The sequence below is a fragment of the Mesorhizobium sp. M0048 genome (assembly GCF_040323405.1).
Lineage (GTDB): Bacteria > Pseudomonadota > Alphaproteobacteria > Rhizobiales > Rhizobiaceae > Mesorhizobium.
Genome location: NZ_JAMYUV010000011.1, coordinates 17,261 through 36,527 on the forward strand (window position 1 = coordinate 17,261; position 19,267 = coordinate 36,527).

16 protein-coding genes are annotated in these 19,267 nt (G+C 60.7%); 6 read left to right on the forward strand and 10 right to left on the reverse strand.

Annotated features, from left to right (window positions below; translation table 11 throughout):
- Positions 1–13: 13 nt before the first annotated feature.
- From NKJ84_RS13440 to NKJ84_RS13475, 8 genes are all read right to left on the reverse strand, one after another.
- Positions 14–415: a YciI family protein gene (locus NKJ84_RS13440; protein ID WP_352475767.1), complete on the reverse strand. Its 402-nt coding sequence runs from the start codon at positions 413–415 to the stop codon at positions 14–16.
- A 265-nt stretch (positions 416–680) separates the two neighbouring features.
- Positions 681–1,463 (reverse strand): ABC transporter ATP-binding protein, encoded by a 783-nt coding sequence (locus NKJ84_RS13445; RefSeq protein ID WP_352506832.1) that lies wholly within the window; start codon positions 1,461–1,463, stop codon positions 681–683.
- A gap of 10 nt (positions 1,464–1,473) precedes the next feature.
- Positions 1,474–2,271: an ABC transporter permease gene (locus tag NKJ84_RS13450; protein WP_352506911.1), complete on the reverse strand. Its 798-nt coding sequence runs from the start codon at positions 2,269–2,271 to the stop codon at positions 1,474–1,476.
- Positions 2,272–2,368: 97 nt separating this feature from the next.
- Positions 2,369–3,370 carry an ABC transporter substrate-binding protein gene (locus NKJ84_RS13455; protein WP_502895563.1) on the reverse strand — a complete coding sequence of 334 codons (1,002 nt, stop codon included), beginning with the start codon at positions 3,368–3,370 and terminating at the stop codon, positions 2,369–2,371.
- A gap of 224 nt (positions 3,371–3,594) precedes the next feature.
- Positions 3,595–4,326: a histidine utilization transcriptional repressor HutC gene (hutC, locus tag NKJ84_RS13460; RefSeq protein WP_352506833.1), complete on the reverse strand. Its 732-nt coding sequence runs from the start codon at positions 4,324–4,326 to the stop codon at positions 3,595–3,597.
- A gap of 30 nt (positions 4,327–4,356) precedes the next feature.
- Positions 4,357–5,379: a zinc-dependent alcohol dehydrogenase gene (locus tag NKJ84_RS13465; protein WP_352506834.1), complete on the reverse strand. Its 1,023-nt coding sequence runs from the start codon at positions 5,377–5,379 to the stop codon at positions 4,357–4,359.
- Positions 5,380–5,394: 15 nt separating this feature from the next.
- The gene (gene hisD, locus NKJ84_RS13470; RefSeq protein ID WP_352506835.1) at positions 5,395–6,717 is read right to left on the reverse strand and encodes a histidinol dehydrogenase; all 1,323 of its coding nucleotides are present in this window, start codon (positions 6,715–6,717) and stop codon (positions 5,395–5,397) included.
- A gap of 80 nt (positions 6,718–6,797) precedes the next feature.
- Entirely contained in the window at positions 6,798–7,571 is a 774-nt protein-coding gene (locus NKJ84_RS13475; protein ID WP_352506836.1) for an SDR family NAD(P)-dependent oxidoreductase, read from the reverse strand.
- Positions 7,572–7,769: 198 nt separating this feature from the next.
- On the opposite strand from NKJ84_RS13475, the gene NKJ84_RS13480 reads away from it, so the two are divergent.
- The 4 genes from NKJ84_RS13480 (at position 7,770) to NKJ84_RS13495 (ending at position 14,621) form a co-directional block, all read left to right on the forward strand.
- Positions 7,770–9,830 (forward strand): N,N-dimethylformamidase beta subunit family domain-containing protein, encoded by a 2,061-nt coding sequence (locus tag NKJ84_RS13480; RefSeq protein WP_352506837.1) that lies wholly within the window; start codon positions 7,770–7,772, stop codon positions 9,828–9,830.
- Positions 9,831–10,967: 1,137 nt separating this feature from the next.
- A complete protein-coding gene (locus NKJ84_RS13485) occupies positions 10,968–12,182 on the forward strand; it encodes a glycosyltransferase family protein (protein ID WP_352475773.1) in 1,215 nt (404 codons plus the stop codon).
- A gap of 1 nt (position 12,183) precedes the next feature.
- Complete coding sequence (locus NKJ84_RS13490) at positions 12,184–13,428, forward strand: glycosyltransferase (protein WP_352506838.1); 1,245 nt, start codon at positions 12,184–12,186, stop codon at positions 13,426–13,428.
- Positions 13,425–14,621: a glycosyltransferase family protein gene (locus NKJ84_RS13495; protein WP_352506839.1), complete on the forward strand. Its 1,197-nt coding sequence runs from the start codon at positions 13,425–13,427 to the stop codon at positions 14,619–14,621. Before NKJ84_RS13490 ends, NKJ84_RS13495 begins: the two co-directional genes overlap by 4 nt.
- Before the next feature lie 98 nt (positions 14,622–14,719).
- On the opposite strand, the gene NKJ84_RS13500 is transcribed toward NKJ84_RS13495, so the two are convergent.
- Positions 14,720–15,388 carry a class I SAM-dependent methyltransferase gene (locus NKJ84_RS13500; protein ID WP_352506912.1) on the reverse strand — a complete coding sequence of 223 codons (669 nt, stop codon included), beginning with the start codon at positions 15,386–15,388 and terminating at the stop codon, positions 14,720–14,722.
- A 145-nt stretch (positions 15,389–15,533) separates the two neighbouring features.
- The gene (locus tag NKJ84_RS13505) at positions 15,534–15,827 is read right to left on the reverse strand and encodes a hypothetical protein (RefSeq protein ID WP_352506840.1); all 294 of its coding nucleotides are present in this window, start codon (positions 15,825–15,827) and stop codon (positions 15,534–15,536) included.
- A gap of 29 nt (positions 15,828–15,856) precedes the next feature.
- On the opposite strand from NKJ84_RS13505, the gene NKJ84_RS13510 reads away from it, so the two are divergent.
- Together NKJ84_RS13510 and NKJ84_RS13515 are read left to right on the forward strand one after the other, a co-directional pair.
- Complete coding sequence (locus NKJ84_RS13510) at positions 15,857–18,571, forward strand: ABC transporter transmembrane domain-containing protein (protein ID WP_352506841.1); 2,715 nt, start codon at positions 15,857–15,859, stop codon at positions 18,569–18,571.
- A 156-nt stretch (positions 18,572–18,727) separates the two neighbouring features.
- Complete coding sequence (locus tag NKJ84_RS13515) at positions 18,728–19,177, forward strand: cyclic nucleotide-binding domain-containing protein (RefSeq protein WP_023675957.1); 450 nt, start codon at positions 18,728–18,730, stop codon at positions 19,175–19,177.
- Positions 19,178–19,267: the final 90 nt, after the last annotated feature.

Here is a 19,267-nt window from a genome sequence, read left to right on the forward strand (position 1 = left end):
CTCGCGCGTCCGGTCACGGATTTCCGTGACCTCCGGCGTCAGATTCCCATTGCCAATCAGCCATCTCGTACAGCGGCCGGATTTCGATCTCGCTCGGTCCCGGCATGGGATTGGGGCAGCGCTTCACCCAGGCGACCGCCTCGTCCATGTCCTTGACTTCCCAGAGCCAAAAACCGGCGACCAGTTCGCGGGTCTCGGCGAAAGGCCCGTCGATGACCGTCCGGCGGGGACCATCGAACGCAACGCGCTTGCCCTGCGAGGAGGGCTTGAGGCCGTCGGCGTCGAGCAAGATGCCGGCATTGCGCAGCTCGTCGTTAAATCTGCCCATCGCCTCCATCGCCTCTTTCGCCTCGGGCGTCGGGAGAAAGCCCTTTTCGCTGTCCTCGGTAGCCTTCACGAGCACCATCACACGCATCGTCTGTCTCCTTGTTTGAGCCGGCCTCACCGACCGGCAGCGAAACGACGAACGGAGTTTAGGAAATCGACATTGTCCTGCAGATTTTTTTTCGAGCTTGAAGAGAAAGATGCCGATGGCTGCTCCCCTGGTCAGGGGTCGCGATGGCGCGATATCGAGATTGGGCGCTACGCTGGTCGCGGATTGTAAGTAATTCTACGCTAAAGTCCTCCGCGTCCAGCCGCGTTGGTTCCGCTCTTGGACCCGACACGCATGAGTGGCCTGCCTAAACCATTTCGGGACGTTTAGAAGCCTCGCGGATCGCCTTGTGCACGCGGCGCTGCAAATCCATGAAGGCCGGAGTTTCCATGACCTCTTCCCGGCGCGGGCGCTCGATATCGACATTGAAGGTCTGCATGATGCGTCCCGGCCCGATCCCCATCACGACGATGCGGTCCGACAGGTAGACGGCTTCTTCCACATCATGGGTGACGAAGAGCACGGTGAGCCTGTGCTCCTCCCAGATCTGCGTCAGGAGTTCCTGCATCTGATGCCTGGTCAAGGCATCGAGCGCGCCAAAGGGCTCGTCCATCAGAAGCATTTTGGGTCGATAGGAAAGGGCACGCGCTATGGCCACGCGCTGCTTCATGCCGCCAGAAAGCTCAGATGGATAGCGATTGGCGCTATGAGGGAGCTTGACCAGATCGAGATGCTCGCGCGCTATCCTGCGGCAGGTCGCGCGGTCATGACCCGCGGCCTTGAGCGCGAACTCGATGTTCTGCTGCGCCGTCAGCCAGGGAAGCAGGGTGTAGGACTGAAAGACGACGCCGCGGTCGAGGCCCGGCCGCAGGATGGGCGCACCATCGATAGCAAGATCTCCCGCGTCGAAATCCTGCAGTCCGGCAACGATCGACAGCAGCGTGCTCTTGCCGCAACCCGACGTGCCCACCAGCGAGACGAACTCGTTGTCGGCAAGATCGAGATTGATATCGCGCAGCACTTCCGTGCGCCGTGCGCCCGTGCCGAAGCTTTTGTGGAGGCCTTCGATCCGCAGTTTGGGCAAACTCATCGGCCCGGCCTCATTGCACGTGGCCCTCCTGCCGGAACAGCACTTTTCCCAGTGCCTTCATGACCTGGTCGGTAATGAGGCCAAGCACGCCCAGCAGCAGGATGTAGCCGATGATGGTGTTTGTCTGGAAATAGCGCTGGGACACGGTGATGCGGTAGCCGAGGCCTGATGTCGCCGCGACAAGTTCCGCCAACACCAGCCAGGTCCATGCCCAGCCGAGACTTATGCGCAACGTATCCCAGATGCCTGGCAAGGCGCTGGGAACGACGATGCGCGTCAGGATCTTGCGATCCGGCAGGCCGAGCGTCCTGCCAAGGCCGATGAAATCAGCGGGAACCCGCTTCACATTGTCCATGATCATCAGCACCTGCTGGAAGAAGGTGCCTATGAAGATGATCAGGAATTTCTGGGCATCGCCCGTCCCCGACCACAGGATGGAGAGAGGCACGAAAGCGACCACCGGCATGTAGCGGATGAAATCCACAAGTGGCTCGATCGCCGCTTCCCAGGTTCTGAAGCTGCCGATCAGCACGCCGATCGGAATCGCCAATGCGGAGGCGATGAGAAAGCCAACAGAAATACGGTATATCGAGGTCCTGAGATCCAGCCATAGCGTGCCGTCACCCGAGAGCTTGCCGAGCTGGGTCACCACGCTTCCCGGCGACGGCAGGAAAATTGGCTTTACCAGTCCCAGCCCCGTTGCCGCCCACCAGGCGAGGCCGAGGCCGGCAAAGACGGCCACTGCTATCATCAGGAAGCGCGAGCGTGCGATGGGCGCGCCGAGCCCGGCGGAGGGGCGACGGCGCATCGGCTGTTTGATCGCCGGCCCCGGCGCTGCGTGAGACGGGCTTGGCTCGGTCGCACGCTGCTCGGACATTTGCGTCACCACCGCGAGCCGGCCCTCGTCATTTCGCGGCCTTGACGAATGACGGGTCGATCATCTGTTCCGGCGTCACGTCCGCCTGCAGCAGCCCGGCGTTCTTGGCGGCCGCCTCTACATCCGCAAATGTCTTGGTGGAGAACTCCCCGGTCAGCGCATCCTTGTTTTCGGCGAGAGTATAGTAACGCACGCCATCAAAGGCGGTGTTGAGGTCTTCGACGCTCGACCCGACCGCCTTGGAGATGATCGCCCGGCCGTCGGGCGTGTCGGCGTTGTAGGCCTTCAGGGCCGCATCCCAGGTCTTGATCATGGCAAGCACCTGGCCGGGACGCGACTTGATCACCTCGTCGCGCACCACGAATACGTCACTGATCAGGCCGGGATCTTCGCCCGCGGTGAAGAGCAGCTTGAGGTCTTTGTTCTGCGCTCTTGCCGCGGTCAGATAAGGCTCATAGGTGACTGCGACTGGAACCTGGCCGGCGATCAAGGCGCTGCCGGCATCCGCCGCCGGCATTGGAACCGGCTGGACATCGGCGATCGACATGCCGTTCTTGGCGAGCGCGTATTTGAGCAGGATGTCGCTCGTCGTGCCTTCCTCAAAAGCAACCTGTTTGCCCTTGAGGTCGGCGACGGTGGCGATGTCCTTGCCGGCGATCATGGCGTCTGCCGTCATGCTGACGTCGAGCAGAAGCACGATCTTCACCGGCAGGCCGGCCGCAACCATTCCCATAGCCGTGTGCGTCGCGATGTTGGCGGCATCGAGCTGGCCGCTCGCCAGGGCGGCGTTGATATCCTTGTCCTCCGCGAAGTTCACGATCTGCACGTCGGACAGCCCGCTTGCCTTGAACAGGCCCTTGGCCTCGGCGACGTGCCACTGGCCGTAGCCCAGCCATGGCTCGATGCCGATCTTGAACGTTCCTGCCTCAGGCGTCGCCGGAATTGTCGTGTCGGCCGCGTAGGCCGCCGGGGCAAACCCGACAGCAGCAGCCATAACGAGCGCCCGAAATTGTCCTGCTAGATTACGCATCATCTTGTTCCCCTTGATGATCACGCCGCTTTTTTGAACCAAACTCCGGCCTGGTGAGAATGCCGGCGTCTGCTCTTGCGGCACCGTGCCTCGGCATCTTAGCTGCCCGTTCAACGAAAGTGCGACGACACTTCAACGTTAGCAATAGCGGATGTCAAGGCTAAATACATACATGCATATACAAGTTAGACCCCTCCTTCCGAGTCTGATTCGCTTCACTGCGATCAAGTTTTTTTAGACGGAGAATACCGGCTGCCAAGCGAGTAGCGGCTGCCAACGTAAGTCAGCTTGCTGATCGTGGCAACGATGGCGCCCGTCCATGTCCGGCGATGCAGAAACAGGCAGCAGCTGCCGACATCGATGCCCAGATGCCGCGCCGTCTCGGCATCGGCAGGGGTCGCCGAGATGATGTGCTCGACCTCCGTCACCGGGGTTTTCTGCATGAGGTAGTCGTAGGTTGCTGTCTTGGAAAAGTCCTGCTTGTCATAGTCGGGTATCAGGCCCGGGTTCACGAAACGCTCTTCCAGTTGCACAGGCAGGTCGTTCTCGAAGTTGACGACGATGGAATGATAGACCGGCGCGCGTTTTGCGAACTCGAAGGAAAGCGCGAGCTCCTTTGTCGGCGTGATCTTTTCGAGCACGATAACCTCGGAGCGATGCCTGTTTCCCCGCGCGACAATTTCCGCCGCGATGTTGTTGATCTCGATCAGTGCTGATTGCGGTCGAGGTGGCGCGATGAATGTGCCGACGCCCTGGAGCCGGATCAGAAAACCCGCAGAGGTCAACTCCCGCAAGGCACGATGGACCGTCATACGAGACACGCCGAGTGTCGCCACGAATTCATTTTCGGACGGCAGCTTCCGGTCCTTGCTCCATTGGCCCATTCCGATGTTCGTCAGGATGTAGTCCTTGACCTTCTCGTAAAGAGGGCTGGCGGTATCGGGCAAAGTGATCATTTCAAAATCCTTTCCGGCAACGTTCGGAAATCACACGCGCCCGGAAGACCGCATCCGGATGATTGTTTTCAAACCATCGCCCTGCCCCGCCAACAGCCGCTCATAGGCTGCGGGAACATCATCCAGGCCGATCTCGCGGTCGATCAGTTCGACCATGGGCTCGGTCAATTCGCCGAGCATCCGAATGGCGTCGGGAAGCTCATCGGCAAAGGCGTGGCATCCCAGCAATGCGATTTCGCGTTCAACCAGGATGTTGGGATCGATGTCGAGGCGCCCATGGAATATGCCGACCATCGCAACGGTGCCACCGGCATCGAGAACGCCGAGCAACTGGCTGAGTGCTGCGATGCTGCCGGTCGCTTCGACGGCAGCAAGCAGGGGGGCATCCGCGGTGGCGGCGGCAATGGCGTCCCGGTTCAAGTCGACGATGCTGGCGCCGGTCACCCGCGCCACCCGGGCGCATCGGCCAGGGTTGCGATCGGCGACGAGCACGGTACCTGCGAATGTCCGGGAAAGCAGCAGTGCGGCAAGCCCGCCAATAGTCCCGCAGCCGACCACAAGAACGGAGCCGGCCGTTTTCGGCAGACGCCGCACTGCGTGCAACGCTACAGCCAGCGGCTCGGCCATCGCAGCGACCCGTTCGTCAAGCGCGGCATCGACGACGTGCAGCAGGCGTGCGGGCAGGACCGCCTGTTCGGCAAATCCGCCGTCGCATATCTCGCCGACAAAGCCCAGCGACGTGCAAAGGTGCCGCCTGCCTGCATGGCATTGCGCGCATTCTCCACACCAGAAACGGGAATCGGCGACCACGCGGTCGCCAACAGCGACGATGTCCACGCCCTCGCCGATAGCGATCACCGTGCCTGTCAGCTCATGGCCAGCCGTCGAGGGCGCCCGGCTTATCCATTGGCCCGTGCGAAAGTTGTGAAGATCGGAACCGCAAATGCCTGCGGCATCGACCCTCAGCTTCACCCAGCCTGGCTCGGGAGCGGCTGGCGCGGCGATATCCTCGACGCGCAGGTCGCCGGGTCCATGGAGTCGCGCCGCCCTCATCGTCATCGTTTCCGCTCAGCCGGCGAGATAGCGATCGCGGATCTCCGAAACCGCGTTCTCATGCGAGCTGAACCCTTCGTAGCGGGCGAGCCTGCGGGCATGCAACGCGAGTTCCGGATAGGCCGCCGAGGTCACATAGCCGACCGACGATCTCTTGACGAAATCCGTCACCGAAAGCGGTCCAAAGGTTCGCGCCCACCGGCTGGTCGGCAGCACCGCATTGGGTCCCAGGACGAAGTTAGCCAGGGTCACCGGCGTGTGCGGTCCCATTAGGATCTCGGCGGCTTCTGTGATACGTCCAAGGTGCGCAAATGGCTCCGTTGACAGAATCTCGAGGTGCTCCGGGGCATAATCGTTGATGAAACGGTAGCTGTCCTCCAGCGACTCGGTCAGCACGATGCCGCCGCGCTTTCCAGTCAGCACCGCGCGCGAGAACTCCACACGCTGTTCACTCATTCGGGACCAGTGTTCCGGTATCGCAATCAACGCGGCTTCGGCGACCTTGCGGCTATGCGTCACCAGATAGGCCGACGAATCCGGGCCGTGCTCGGCCTCTATCAACAGGTCAAGAGCGGCCAGGCCGCCGTCGACGCTGTCATCGGCAAAGATGATCGCTTCGGACGGGCCGGCAGGCAGGCCTGTGTTGATGATCGGGGACAACACGCTCTTTGCCGCCACCACCCACGGGCTCCCCGGCCCGACGATCTTCACGGCAGGCTTCACGGTCTCGGTTCCATAGGCGACGGCGGCGACCGCATGGGCGCCGCCGCACTTGTACACGGTCTCCACGCCGGCAATGCGGGCAGCAACCAGCGTCGCGGCGTCGACGGAACCATCCGAAGTCGCAGGCGTCACGATCGCGATCTGGGGAACCCCGGCAATCACCGCCGGAACCGAGGTCATCATCGTCACCGAGGGGAAGGCGCCTTTGCCGCGCGGAACATAAAGCGCAACGGAAGCAATCGGTGTGTATCGGTCACCCGCATAGGCGCCCGGCCGAACTTCCTTGAGCCACATCGTTTCCGGGCGCTGCTCCTCGTGGAAATGCCTTATGTTCTCAATGCCGAACCGGATACTCTCCACGACATCCTTGTCGACCTTGTCGAATGCCGCGTCGAACTCCGCTTCCGAAACTTTCAGCCCACCCTCGGCAACATCGGCTTTGTCGAGTTCGCGCGCAAACCGGAGCAAGGCCGTGTCACCTTCATCCTTGACGGCCTTGATGATTGGACGGACCTTTTCGATGAAGGAAGACAGATCTCCTTCTGCGCGTTTCAGTAAACTGGACCGCTGATCGACACTGAGGGATGACAGGCGGTGGAAGCTGACGTCAGACATGGCGGCTCCTTTTCTTAGGACGCAATTACGGTTAGCGCTTGTCGATCACTTCTGGGACACATCTCCAGCCCCTGAAGCCTTCAAATCGATGCGAGAAAGCCTCCATCCACGGGAATGGACTGGCCGGTTATGTAGGCTGCCGCATCCGAAGCGAGGAACACCGCGATTCCGTGCAGGTCCGGGAGATCACCAAAACGGCGCTGCGGAATCTTGGCGAGCATCGATTGCTGCCATGCCTGGTTGCTGTACAACACGTCTGTCATCGCTGTCCTGAAATAGCCAGGCGCAATGGCGTTGACCCGGATCCCAAGATCGGCCCACTCCGCCGCAAGCGCCCGCGTCATGCCGAGGAGGCCTGATTTCGACGAGCCGTACGGCACCGCCGTGGGAACCCCAACCTCGGAAGTTAACGAACAGAGATTGATAATGACGCCGGGCCGTCCGGCGTCTCTCATCTGCCGCGCAGCGGCCTGGGCGCAGAAGAAGGCGCCTTTGAGATTCGTATCGACAATCCTGTCCCACAAGGCCTCGTCGACATCGAGTGAAGGCCGGACCTCTTCCGTACCTGCATTGTTGACGAGAATATCGAGACCTCCGAGCAGGCTGCCGGCCTCGGCTGTCGCCGCCCGGCACCGGTCGACGTCAGTGACGTCCAGGGCGACGGCGTGCGCGACCCCGCCGGCGGTGCGGATAGCGGCCATCGTCTTCTCGAGCGAGGTCACGCTGCGCGCCGTGACGGCGACGTCGGCGCCGGCCGCGCTGAGCGCCTCGGCGATGCTGCGCCCGATGCCACGGCTTGCGCCGGTTACAAGCGCCTTCCTGCCTGACAGATCGAAGAGAGATGCGTTGCGCATGTCATCCTCCTTGGTAATGTCGCGCTTGGACCGATCACGTCGAGACTATCCGAATGCAGCTTATCTATACAAGCATGTACATCATGGCTGTAGTGCGCCATGCGAAACTCTGCTTGTCAGAGCGGCAGCGCATTGGCCGACATCGGACCGGTCTACGCGGTTCGCCCCAGCCCATCTGGAGTTCATCGGGAGGGATATATGAAGCGCGCAGTAGACCACGACGCGATGAGCGTGGTTGGCTATACCACCCCCTGGAGTGCCAAAGCAGGCCAGCGGATCAAGCTCAGCCTGTCATGCGATCGGCCGATAAAGGCCACACGAATTTGCCGGCTCGACAAGCCGGCTCCGGAATTTCTCACCTGGGCCATCGAAACAATAGGTGAAGCACGGCGTCGGCATTTCGACCAGGGGTCGTTCCTGTTCGTGCGGCCCGGCGAACTGGCCAAAGTACAAGCCCTCCACGGTATACGTTTTGAGCTGTTCCTCACGCGCAACGAAGGTGCGCGCACGATCCTGGAGGCAGGCGCCGTCGGGCTGCGCCTCCGCGACGGCGCATTAGTCGTGGAAATCGGTGACGAAACCCTTGTCGAGAAGAAGGCGCCAACCGGTGTGTGGCTCACTGTCGAGTTGGATCTGCGGCAGGAACAATCGCGTCTGCGCATCAAATCCCATGATCTTCTCGCGCCTTACGAACTCCGTGAAGGTTTTGGCAGCCCGGCGTGGAACCTCCAAGGGCACGGCATCCATTTCGGCGCAAGTGCCACCAACCACGAACCTACCCTCAACGCGAAATTTGCTGCGATCCGGCTCGACACCCCACAGGGGACTGTTGCCTGGGATTTCCCGACGCTGTTACCAACGCAACCGATCCTGTCGTCGGGCGGAGCAGATCCGCTGCTCCTAGATGTGATCAATCAGCCAGCCTTCTGCGTGACTTCGGCACGCTGGGACGGATCGAGCTTCGAGCCTCGCTTGGTGCCGTCGCACTACGACGCTATCCATTGCCACGACGACGACATCGGCCCGCTTGAGTGGCCGGCATCACACCGCGTGACGATCCCTGAAAACGCACACCCAGGCGTCTACGCGTTCCAGGTCGAATGGGAGGGTGGCGACGAACGCGTGGTGTTCTTCGTCACCTCGTCACAGGTCTCGTCGCCGCTGTTGTATCTCGTGCCGACGGCCACCTATCTCGCTTATGCCGACGAATATCTCCCGGATCATCTTTATGAATGGAAAGGCGACGACCGGGGACATCGCTTCGCGATCGCCAACAATCTGAAATCTCTTTACGACTACCATTCCGACCTTAGCGGTGTTTCCATCTGTTCCTACAAAAAGCCGAAAGTGACGCTCAGGGACGATTACGACTATCCGCTCTGCGGCTGCCCACACAATTTGCCGGTCGATCTGCACTTCCTCCGATTCTGCCACGGAAATGGAATCATGTTTGACGTCCTGACCGATCACGACTTGCACGAATGCGGCATAGACGGTCTGCGTCGACATCAAGCCGTCGTCACCGGCAGTCACCCCGAATATATGTCGATCGAGATGGAGCAGGCGCTGCGGCAGTTTGTGGCCGAAGGCGGCAGCATCGCCTATCTCGGCGGAAACGGCTTCGCTGCCACTGTGGCTTTCAAGGACGACCTGATGGAGCTGCGGCGCTCGCCGCTGGAGGCAGGCCGCACCTGGGAGGGCCCGGTCGCCGAACAGGCGCTGTCGATCACCAACGAACCAGGCGGCTATCTCCGCTCGCGCGGCCGAGGCGAATTCTCGCTGATCGGTGGCGCGATCTCACTGATGGGATTCGAAGGCGCGCGCCCCTTCACGCGCACTGAGGAAAGCCGTGAAGCAGGATTCGCATGGCTGTTCGAAGGCGTTGAAAATGCGACCTTCGGCACGGACGGCATCGTGCTGGGTGGTGCCGCGGGCTACGAAGTGGATGCGACAGATCCAGCCCTCGGCACTTCCGCTGACACCGTCGTGATCGCGCGGGCGACGGGATTTCCGGACAGCTTCTTCCAGGATCCGACGCGCTGGTATGAGGGCGGCGATACGCAACGCATCGCCCGCCGCTGCGCCGAAATGACCCTGCGAAAGCTCGCAGCAGGCGGCTTGATCTTTTCGGCAAGCTCGGTTGCCTGGTGCGGCGCGCTGCCAGCCGCAGGCGCCATGAACGATGTCGGCAGGATCACGCTCAATCTGCTTAACCGCCTCGGCACCACGAAAGGAGAACCCGGCCGAGAAAATCAATAACCTTCGGCGAAGGTACTGACCAGCGGACTGCGGGACCTTGAGGAGCGCGGCGTCCCCGATAGCGGGCGGGCATTTAGAGAGTGGTACTGCGCAGTGACTTGGGCCCTCCAAGAGTCTAAGCAGCCAGCATGCTTCTGACAGCACGAAGGAAAAACCGCCGCATACCCCGCTTTCTTGCCGTCTACACCATGGAGCCCGAAGACCTCGCTCGCTTTCGCAGCCTGCCTAAGCCGAGCAGGATGCGATTGATGCCGTCGGCTTGCAGCAATGGGCGGACTGGGAGGAGAGAAATGCCGCATTTTTTCCCCGATCGCGGCGACTTCAACGCCGTCAAAAAATTACGCTCTTGATTCTAAAGGTTAAAGTCGTCGCAAAAATATTTTGAGGTTTCGCCAACTGTCGGGACCAATCGAGCGGTTTTTGCACCTCGCGACGTTCGATGGCCCGCTCAGGTCGTCTCAAAAAGTACCGTCACCGCCCCAGCTAAGGCATTAGCCAGAGGCCATAGCGATCGACAAGCAACCGGTGCTGCACACACCCGCTGCGGGCGGTGTGTTGTGAGCGCTGGCATCCACTCGATTCCTGGCGAAATTCAGGCTAGCTTGGGCGATAGATGGCTCAGTTCTGGTCGGTGAATCATAATCAGACCGCCCGTCAAGAGATTGACGGGCAGCACCTTTGGTCTCCCAAGACCGAGAGCGATGGCGCGCGAAACGAGTTCTGCAACAACATGTGCCGTGCGACGCCCGGCGACCCTGTCCTTTCGTATACCGATCAAGCAATTGACTATATGGGCAGGATCGCGGAATTCGCTTTCACCGCTCCGAAACCGTCGAGTTCGGAGAGACCGCAGCTTTGGAATCAAGAGGGATGACTTCTGCCGATCTTTTGGACACCGCTTTCCCCTTCGATTCATCCCAAAACAACAACGGGGAGTCTCGGCCCGCTCCCGCCGAGGCGATATTCGCCCCTCCATCCAGTTTCGGACTCAGGCAATCAGAAAGCCCTATCTGACAGGCATTCCACAGAAGTAATGCAAATTCAAAATCGCGGCCTCATGTTTCAAAACCAGGATGGTTTCGAAGCCGGCGGGTCGCTCACGGTCCTCAAAGCGAGAATTCTAAGAGACGTTCAACAATGACCCAGCACGCAGAAAACGCTCGAATTCTCATGTACAGCCACGACACGTTCGGGCTCGGCCACTTGCAGCGCTGCCGAACTATCGCGCATTCGCTGGTCGAGGATTTCCGCGGACTTCAGGTGCTTATCATTTCGGGTGCGACTATCGCTGGCGCCTTCGACTACCGTGCCCGTGTCGACTTCGTGAAGATCCCCAGCGTCATCAAGCTGCGCAACGGCGAATACACCTCGCTGGAAAAGGACATCGATCTGCATGAGACGCTAAGGATGCGCCAGTCGATCATCCGCCACACGGCCGAGACCTTCCGGCCGGATATCTTCATCGTCGACAAGGAACCGCTCGGCCTGCGCGGTGAGATTGAGGACACGCTGTCCTACCTCAAGACGCGGGGCACCACGCTGGTGCTTGGCCTGCGCGAGGTGATGGATGCGCCGCATCTGCTCGAAGCAGAGTGGGCACGCCGGGACGTGATGCGCAAGATAGGCCTGTTCTACGACAAGGTCTGGGCCTATGGCCCGCCGGATTTCTACGATCCGTTGACCGGCTTGGATGTGCCGCCGGCTGTCAGGGCAAAGATGAGGTTCGTCGGTTTCCTGCAACGGAGCCTGCAGCGGAACGAGTTGCCCGGCCATCGGCCCGAGGGCGACTATATCCTCGTTACCACCGGTGGCGGCGGTGACGGCGCCGATCTGATTCACGACGTCATCGATGCCTATCAGCAGGATCCGCAATTGCAGCATAGGGCCCTGATCGTGCTTGGGCCTTACATGCCGGCGCGCAAGCGCAACAAGCTGCTCAAGAAGGGGTCCAAGATCCCCTATATCAGGATCATCGAGTTCGACAACCGCATGGAAGACCTGATTGCCGGCGCCAAGGCGGTAGTGGCGATGGGCGGCTACAACACCTATTGCGAGATACTGTCTTTCGACAAGCCGGCGCTGATCGTGCCGCGCGTCGAGCCCCGCAAGGAACAACTGATCCGCGCACGGCGCGCGGCCGAACTCGGCCTCATCGAGATGTTTTTGCCGGAAGAAGCCGAGGATTCCCGGCGGTTTGCCGATGCACTGAAGGTGCTGCCGGACCGGCCCCGCCCATCGCAGAGCAATCCGCATCTGACGCTGGAAGGGCTGCCTCATATTTCCGAAATCGTCGCGGAACTGCTCGACCGGCGGGCCGGCCATCACCTTTCAGTCATTGAAGGAATGACCTGAGTTGCAACATCGCAAGATCGTCGTGGTTCTGAAGGGTTATCCGCGGCTGTCCGAAACCTTCATCGCGCAGGAATTGCTCGGTCTTGAGCGTGCGGGGTTCGACCTGATACTTGTCGCGCTCAGGCGGCCGACCGACGAAAAACGCCACCCCGTGCATGACGAGATCAAAGCGCCCGTCCATTATCTGCCGGAATATCTGCATGAAGAGCCGCTGCGCGTGCTTCGCTCGCTGTTTGCCTATCTGCTGCGTCCGGGCTTCTGGCGCGCGCTCGGATCGCTGGCTGCCGATATGCCCCGCGACTTTACGCGCAATCGCGCGCGCCGCTTCGGGCAAGCGCTCGTGCTGGCGGCCGAATGGCCGGAAAACGCGGGCTGGCTGCATGCCCATTTCGCGCACACGCCTGCATCGGTGACGCGCTATGCCAGCCAGCTTCGTGGCCTGCCCTGGACCTGCTCGGCCCATGCCAAGGACATCTGGACTTCGGCGGACTGGGATCTGGCCGGCAAGCTTTCCTCGGCGCGCTGGACGGTCACTTGCACGAAAACCGGCTTCGACCGTCTGAAAAAACTCGCTAACGGCAACTCGTCTGTGCATCTGAGCTATCATGGGCTCGACCTTGATCGCTTCGGCAGTTTCGGCGAGGCGCGAAAGCAGCATGACGGCTCGGCGCCGGACGAACCGGTTGTCGTTCTGAGTGTCGGGCGCGCCGTTGAAAAGAAAGGTTACGACACGTTGCTGGAGGCCCTTGCCCTGTTGCCCGGCGATTTGGCGTGGCGTTTCGAGCATATCGGCGGCGGCGAAGAACTGGAACGGTTCAAGGCGCTGGCGCAAAAGCTCGGCGTGGATGGTCGCGTCTCTTGGAAAGGCGCGCTTGCGCAGGAGGAGGTGCTTGAGCACTACCGCCGTGCCGACATCTTCGCCCTGGCCTGCAGGATCACCGCAAATGGCGACCGCGACGGTCTGCCGAATGTTCTGGTGGAGGCGGCTAGCCAGCGCCTTGCCTGCGTGTCGACCGATACTTCCGGCGTGCCGGAGCTTTTATCGCCGGATGAAACCGGCTTGCTGGTTCCGACGGAAAACCCGATTGCCCTGGCACAGGCGCTGGAGCGCCTGATCCGCGATCCCGTGCTGCGCGTCCGCCTCGGCGACGCCGCAGAGCGGCGCGTGCGCGGCAATTTCGATCATATGGCAAGCATTGGACAGCTCAAGGAACTGTTCGAGCGGGAGTGGCGGGCCGCCGAATGAAGCGGCTGCGCGCTTTCTTCTATGTCCAGCACCTGCTCGGCATCGGCCATCTCGCGCGCGCCAGCCGCATTGCGGCGGCTCTGGTCGATGACGGGTTTGACGTAACCGTCGTGACCGGTGGAGCGCCGATCGCCGGGTTTCCAGGACTGGGGGTAAAATCTGTAACCCTGCCACCTGTCACCTCCGGTGATGAAGGATTTTCGGGACTTGTCGACCTGCAAGGCAACCCGATCGACGATGATTTCAAGAAATGGCGTTCAGAGATGCTGCTGCAGGCATTCCGGGATTGCAGGCCTGATATCGTCATTGTCGAGGCGTTTCCATTTGGACGCCGGCAGATGCGTTTCGAACTCTTGCCGCTGATCGAGGTCATCGACGCGACGTCGCCCAGACCGCCGCTGGTGACGTCCGTCCGCGATATCCTCCAGGAGCGCGTCAAGCCGGGCCGAAACGAGGAAACGGTCGATCTCATCAACAGGCATTTCGACCTTGTTATGGTCCACGGCGATCCGGCTTTCGCAACCATCGACAAGACATTTCCATTGGCTGGGGCGATCAGGGCCGAGGTCACCTACACAGGGCTCGTTGCCGCGCCGCCATCGCCCGCAGCCTCCGAGCGCTTCGACGTTCTGGTGTCGGTTGGCGGCGGGGCTGCCGGAAAGAGCCTTGTCAGCTCCACCATCGCAGCGGCGCGGAATGCCAACAACGCTTGGAAATGGTGTTTGATCACCGGCCCGAACCTGCCGAAAGACGAGTTTGACGCAATCGCACGCGATGCCACGCCGGGCCTGTCCATCTTCCGGTTCCGCGAGGATTTCGCCAGCCTGCTGACCGGCGCCCGCCTGTCAGTCTCGCAGGCGGGTTACAACACGGTCTGCGATGTACTGCGCGCGGGTTGTCGCTCCCTGCTCGTCCCATTTGCAGCCGGCGGGGAAACCGAACAGACGGTTCGCGCCCTGATGCTCGAAGAACTCGGTCTTGCAACGGTGCTGACGGAAAAGGACCTGACGCCTGAAGGTTTGGCGCAAGCTATCGAACAGGCGCTTGTGGGACGGACGCCATCCGCGCATCGTCTCGATCTGGAAGGCGCGCGTCGCTCGGCGCAAATCCTGCGCGAGCGGTATCGAACATGGTCCCTAAATGTGGGGCCCGGTTTCGGAAAAGTTCATGATCAAACAGACGATAGATCCTAACGCGCGTAGCGTCCGTGAGATTCGTGCGACGCGCTTCAAGTCCTGTTTTTATGCGTATCGTTGTCCCAAAACCGCTACGCACTTTTGGGCGAAATGCATTAAACAGTTCCAATCAGCATGAAGCGCGTATAATTTTTTGTCGGCAGTTCGCCGGAGAACCGCACCTCCCGTAGCGCCGCCATCTCCTCGAAGGCTGCAAGCGAAGCCACGCAGTTGATGTGCGTCGGCTCGCTGAAATAATCGTTCGATTGCAGCAGTACATTCGTGCCCGGCGGAAGCAGAGCAAGCCAGGCGCGCAGATCGGCTATGTGTTCGCAGCTCGTATTGACCATCAGGTCGGGCCGCCCGGCCGCATAGTCGAGTGCGTACATATCTGCCGTCAGCGCCCGGAACCGGTCGCCGGCTTCCCGGTTGAGGGTCCGGGCGACCGGCGCGACTTCAGGATCGATGTCGATGCTATCGATCGCCGCGATGTCGAAGCGGGCATCGTTGAAAAGCATTGCCGGCAATACGCCGTACCATCCACCCAGAACCCATATGCGCCCGAAGCGGCCGCCGCCGCTTTCGAACAGCCTGTCGAGCGCCCACATCTTGCAGGCGACCTGCTTGTGGTTGAAGGCGTTGGCAATATCGGCCTTCGGATGCTTGGCGACGACGCGCGCCAGCCCTGCCACGAGAGGGCAGTTGACATAAGCAGCAATTCCCCGTGTGAGGTCCAAGGCTTGCTCGTGCCAGTCCATGGCATTGCGTGGTTGCGTGACATCCATCATAATTCGTCTTGTATGTTGGGATTCTGGGCGACACAACGCAATCTTGCCTCCCGCAAGACTGTTTGATTCCGCGGACGTGATCATGCTGCAAGCCGCTTGGCTATTGCCCGGTGCCGGAGAGAGCCTATTGCATCTGTCCGGATCATCGGCGTCCATCCGCCAGCACCAGCCGCGCAGCTGCGGCCTCGTGCTGCTCAGCTGTTCGCCAAAGCCCTACGAAAGCCGCGGATCGTTTGGCCAGCTGCTTTCTTCGCCGATCGACAATGCCCATGTCGTTGCCATCGACCATGCGCCGGAACTGGATCGCGCCGCCTCGCAGGTTCCTTGCATAGTTGAGCGCGGGGCAATGTCCGTGCACGGCAGCTTCGAGCTTGTCGCTGGCGATGAAGAAATTGCCGATACGCCATTCGCCAGCAGGTGCTTTTACATCCTGCATGCTTCCAACTGAAGGGTCCACAGTCGCATATGGAAGCCAGCCTAGCCCGCTATATCTGGACGCACACCAAGAAGCAGCAGCTCTGGATATTGATGATCGTCGTGCTTTCGATGATCCCGTATTTCATGTCCTTCGACCTGCCGAAGCTGATCGTCAACGGACCGATCCAAGGTCGCGGCTTCGAGCAACCGGGCGCGACCCAGCCATTCATGAGGCTACACTATAACCTGCCGTTCATTGGAGAGGTCCAGTTCTTCTCCGGTTTTCAGCTCGACCGCGAGGAGACCCTGTTTGCCCTGAGCCTTGTGTTCCTCTTGCTAGTCGTCATCAACGGCCTGTTCAAATTCTACATCAACACCTACAAGGGCCGCCTCGGCGAACGCATGCTGCGGCGTATCCGCTTCGATCTGGTCGACCGCGTGCTGCGGTTTCCGCCGGTTTACTTCAAGCGGGTGAAGTCCGCCGAAGTGGCGACCATGGTGAAGGACGAGGTGGAGCCGCTGGGCGGCTTCATCGGCGACGCCTTCCTGCAGCCGGTACTGCTCGGCGGCCAAGCGCTGACGGCCATGCTGTTCATCATGATCCAGAACGTCTGGCTCGGAATGATAGCGGTCGTGATCGTGGCGATCCAGATCGTGCTCATCCCGCGAATGCGGCGGCGGCTGATCGTGCTCGGGCGCCAACGGCAGTTGACGGCGCGCGCGCTTTCGGGCCGGGTTGGCGAAATCGTCGACGGCATCGGCGCGGTTCACGTCCACGATACATCAAACTACGAGCGCGCCGACATAGCTGCCCGGCTCGGGCTCATCTTCAAGATCCGCTTCGATCTTTACCAATGGAAATTCATGGTAAAGTTCCTCAACAATTTTCTCGCGCAGCTCACGCCCTTTCTGTTCTACATGATCGGCGGGTATCTGGTCCTCCAGGGGCGGCTGGACGTCGGCCAGCTCGTGGCCGTGATCGGCGCCTACAAGGACCTGCCCGGACCGATGAAGGAACTGATCGACTGGGATCAGGATCGGCAGGATGTCCAGGTCAAATATCAACAGGTCGTTGAACAGTTCACCGTCGAAGGTCTCATCGCGCCGAAAATCATGGCATTGACGATCGACGATCCCGATCCGATGACCAAACCGCTGTCGGCGATCAATCTGTCCATAGCAGACGATGGCGGTGCGATGCTCCTCAACCGTATCTCCCTCCAGGTCAAGCCGGGTGAGACGGTGGCACTGGTCAGTACCGCAACAGGTGGAGCGGAGGCGCTTGCAGAAGCCTTCGCGCGGCTGATCTGGCCAGACAGCGGAAAGGTCGCTTCGGGCACCGACGACCTGCTTGAACTCCCCGAAGCAGTAACCGGCCGGCGCATATCGTATGCCTCGTCGGATGTTTTCCTGTTCCAGGCAAGCCTCCGCGACAACCTGCTCTACGGGTTGAAGCATGCGCCGCTGACATCGGTGCCTTATGACGGTGCTGCGGCAGATCAGCACCGCTGGAACATTCACGAGGCGCGCCGGTCGGGCAATCCGGATCTTGATATCCACGGCGACTGGATCAACTATGCTTCCGCTGGCGCTACCGGCCCGCACGACCTCTTTGAAGCCGTGCGCCGGGTGCTCGACGCGGTTGTTCTGTCGCGTGACATTCTGGATCTCGGATTGCGCTCTTCAGCTGACCTCACGCGTCACACGGAGCTTGCCAGGCGGATCGTCGAACTGCGTGCGGCGCTGCGGACCCGGCTGGAACAAGAGGGGCTGAGCGGACTGGTGGTTCCTTTCGAACCGGGCGCCTACAACAAGGAAGCAACGATCGGCCAAAACCTGCTCTTCGGCGCTGCCGCCGGTCCCGAACTGGCCGACAGGGCGCTGGCGGCCAATCCCTATTTTGCTTCCGTGCTGAGGCAAGCCGGCCTCGACCGCACGCTCTACGAAATGGGCTTGGAGATCGCCAAACAGGCGATCGAGTTGTTTGCCGACCTGCCGCCCGATCACCAGTTCTTCCAGCAGCTCGCCTTCATGAGCGCGGAGGAGATACCCGCCTACGAAACCTTGCTGCAACGGCTCAAGAACCGTCCCTACGAGGCGGTTTCGGAGAACGATCGCGCCATGATCGTCACCTTGAGCTTTGCCTACATCGAGCCCCGGCACCGCTTCGGCCTGCTGAGCGACGAGCTGATGAGCAAGATCGTCGCTGCACGCAACCGGTTCTATGAAGACCTGCCGCCCGAGTTGCACAATGCGATCGAACGGTATGATCCTGCCAAATACATTGCCGCGGCCACGGTCATGGATAATGTCCTGTTCGGGCGTGTGGGCAACAATCATCCCGACGCGCCCGACCGCATACGCTCCATCGTCTATGACATTCTTGACGAACTCGGGCTTTATGGCGAACTTCTGGATGTCGGCCTGGACTTCAACGTCGGCTCCGGCGGGAGGCGGCTGACCGGTGGACAGCGACAGAAGCTCGATGTTGCCCGGGCCTTGCTCAAGCGTCCCGATTTTCTCATTCTCAACCGGCCGCTGTCGGCGCTCGACCAGCGCATGCAGGATAAGGTGCTGCGAAATGTGCTCGAGGAAGCCAGGCGCGACGGCCATTCGCCGGCAATTGTGTGGGTCGTGACGAATCCGGCAATGGCGATGATGTTCGATCGCGTTGTCGTCTTCGACTCGGGTCAATTGGCGGAAGACGGAACACACGAGACACTCTTGGCGGGGAACGGTATCTTCAAGGAACTGTTGTCATAGAGCAACGGACATTCAGATGGATCATTCTGCCGGTGCACGACATCGGGCTCGCCACCTTTCGCGTGGTTTGCCTCGCCATCTCGGAAAGAGAATTGATTCCATCTTGGCGTCCCTTGCTCTAGTCTGGCAAACGCGAATTTTGGAAGGTTTGCGACAATGCTGCTCAAGGATGAAGTTGGAATGCTGCAACGCGTTCCCTTGTTCTCTGCCATCGAGCCGACAAAGCTCAAGCTGCTTGCGTTCACATCCGATCGTGTGAGCTACAGCGCCGGCCAGATCCTTTTCAGGCAGGGCGACGAGGGAGACGCCGCCTATGTCATCCTTTCAGGCAGGGCGGATATTCTTGTCGATTCCGATAGCGGACCGATAAAAGTTGCCGAACTGGAGCCAAATTCGATCGTTGGCGAGATCGCCATATTGTGCAACAGCTCCCGCACTGCCACCGTCAGAGCGGCAAGTCCGCTGGAAGCCTTGAGAATCCGCAAGGATCATTTCCTGAGGCTTATGAGGGAGTTCCCGGAAATGACCATCGAGATATTGCGGGTTCTTGCCGATCGCCTAAGCCATACGACCGCGGATCTGATCGACGCACGAAGCGCCAAATAACGAAGGACGTGCGCCCGATCCTCGCCGTCGTGACGGCACTGTCCTCTCGCTGAGAAGATCACCCGGAGAAAGCCTGTCTCGCCTAGCAGC

Bases quoted from the DNA above. Each gene is read 5' to 3' on its own strand.
- NKJ84_RS13440 (WP_352475767.1), bottom strand. From the start codon at position 415: ATGCGTGTGATGGTGCTCGTGAAGGCTACCGAGGACAGCGAAAAGGGC.
- NKJ84_RS13445 (WP_352506832.1), bottom strand. From the start codon at position 1,463: ATGAGTTTGCCCAAACTGCGGATCGAAGGCCTCCACAAAAGCTTCGGC.
- NKJ84_RS13450 (WP_352506911.1), bottom strand. From the start codon at position 2,271: ATGCGCCGTCGCCCCTCCGCCGGGCTCGGCGCGCCCATCGCACGCTCG.
- NKJ84_RS13455 (WP_502895563.1), bottom strand. From the start codon at position 3,370: ATGCGTAATCTAGCAGGACAATTTCGGGCGCTCGTTATGGCTGCTGCT.
- hutC (WP_352506833.1), bottom strand. From the start codon at position 4,326: ATGATCACTTTGCCCGATACCGCCAGCCCTCTTTACGAGAAGGTCAAG.
- NKJ84_RS13465 (WP_352506834.1), bottom strand. From the start codon at position 5,379: ATGAGGGCGGCGCGACTCCATGGACCCGGCGACCTGCGCGTCGAGGAT.
- hisD (WP_352506835.1), bottom strand. From the start codon at position 6,717: ATGTCTGACGTCAGCTTCCACCGCCTGTCATCCCTCAGTGTCGATCAG.
- NKJ84_RS13475 (WP_352506836.1), bottom strand. From the start codon at position 7,571: ATGCGCAACGCATCTCTCTTCGATCTGTCAGGCAGGAAGGCGCTTGTA.
- NKJ84_RS13480 (WP_352506837.1), top strand. From the start codon at position 7,770: ATGAAGCGCGCAGTAGACCACGACGCGATGAGCGTGGTTGGCTATACC.
- NKJ84_RS13485 (WP_352475773.1), top strand. From the start codon at position 10,968: ATGACCCAGCACGCAGAAAACGCTCGAATTCTCATGTACAGCCACGAC.
- NKJ84_RS13495 (WP_352506839.1), top strand. From the start codon at position 13,425: ATGAAGCGGCTGCGCGCTTTCTTCTATGTCCAGCACCTGCTCGGCATC.
- NKJ84_RS13500 (WP_352506912.1), bottom strand. From the start codon at position 15,388: ATGGATGTCACGCAACCACGCAATGCCATGGACTGGCACGAGCAAGCC.
- NKJ84_RS13505 (WP_352506840.1), bottom strand. From the start codon at position 15,827: ATGCAGGATGTAAAAGCACCTGCTGGCGAATGGCGTATCGGCAATTTC.
- NKJ84_RS13510 (WP_352506841.1), top strand. From the start codon at position 15,857: ATGGAAGCCAGCCTAGCCCGCTATATCTGGACGCACACCAAGAAGCAG.
- NKJ84_RS13515 (WP_023675957.1), top strand. From the start codon at position 18,728: ATGCTGCTCAAGGATGAAGTTGGAATGCTGCAACGCGTTCCCTTGTTC.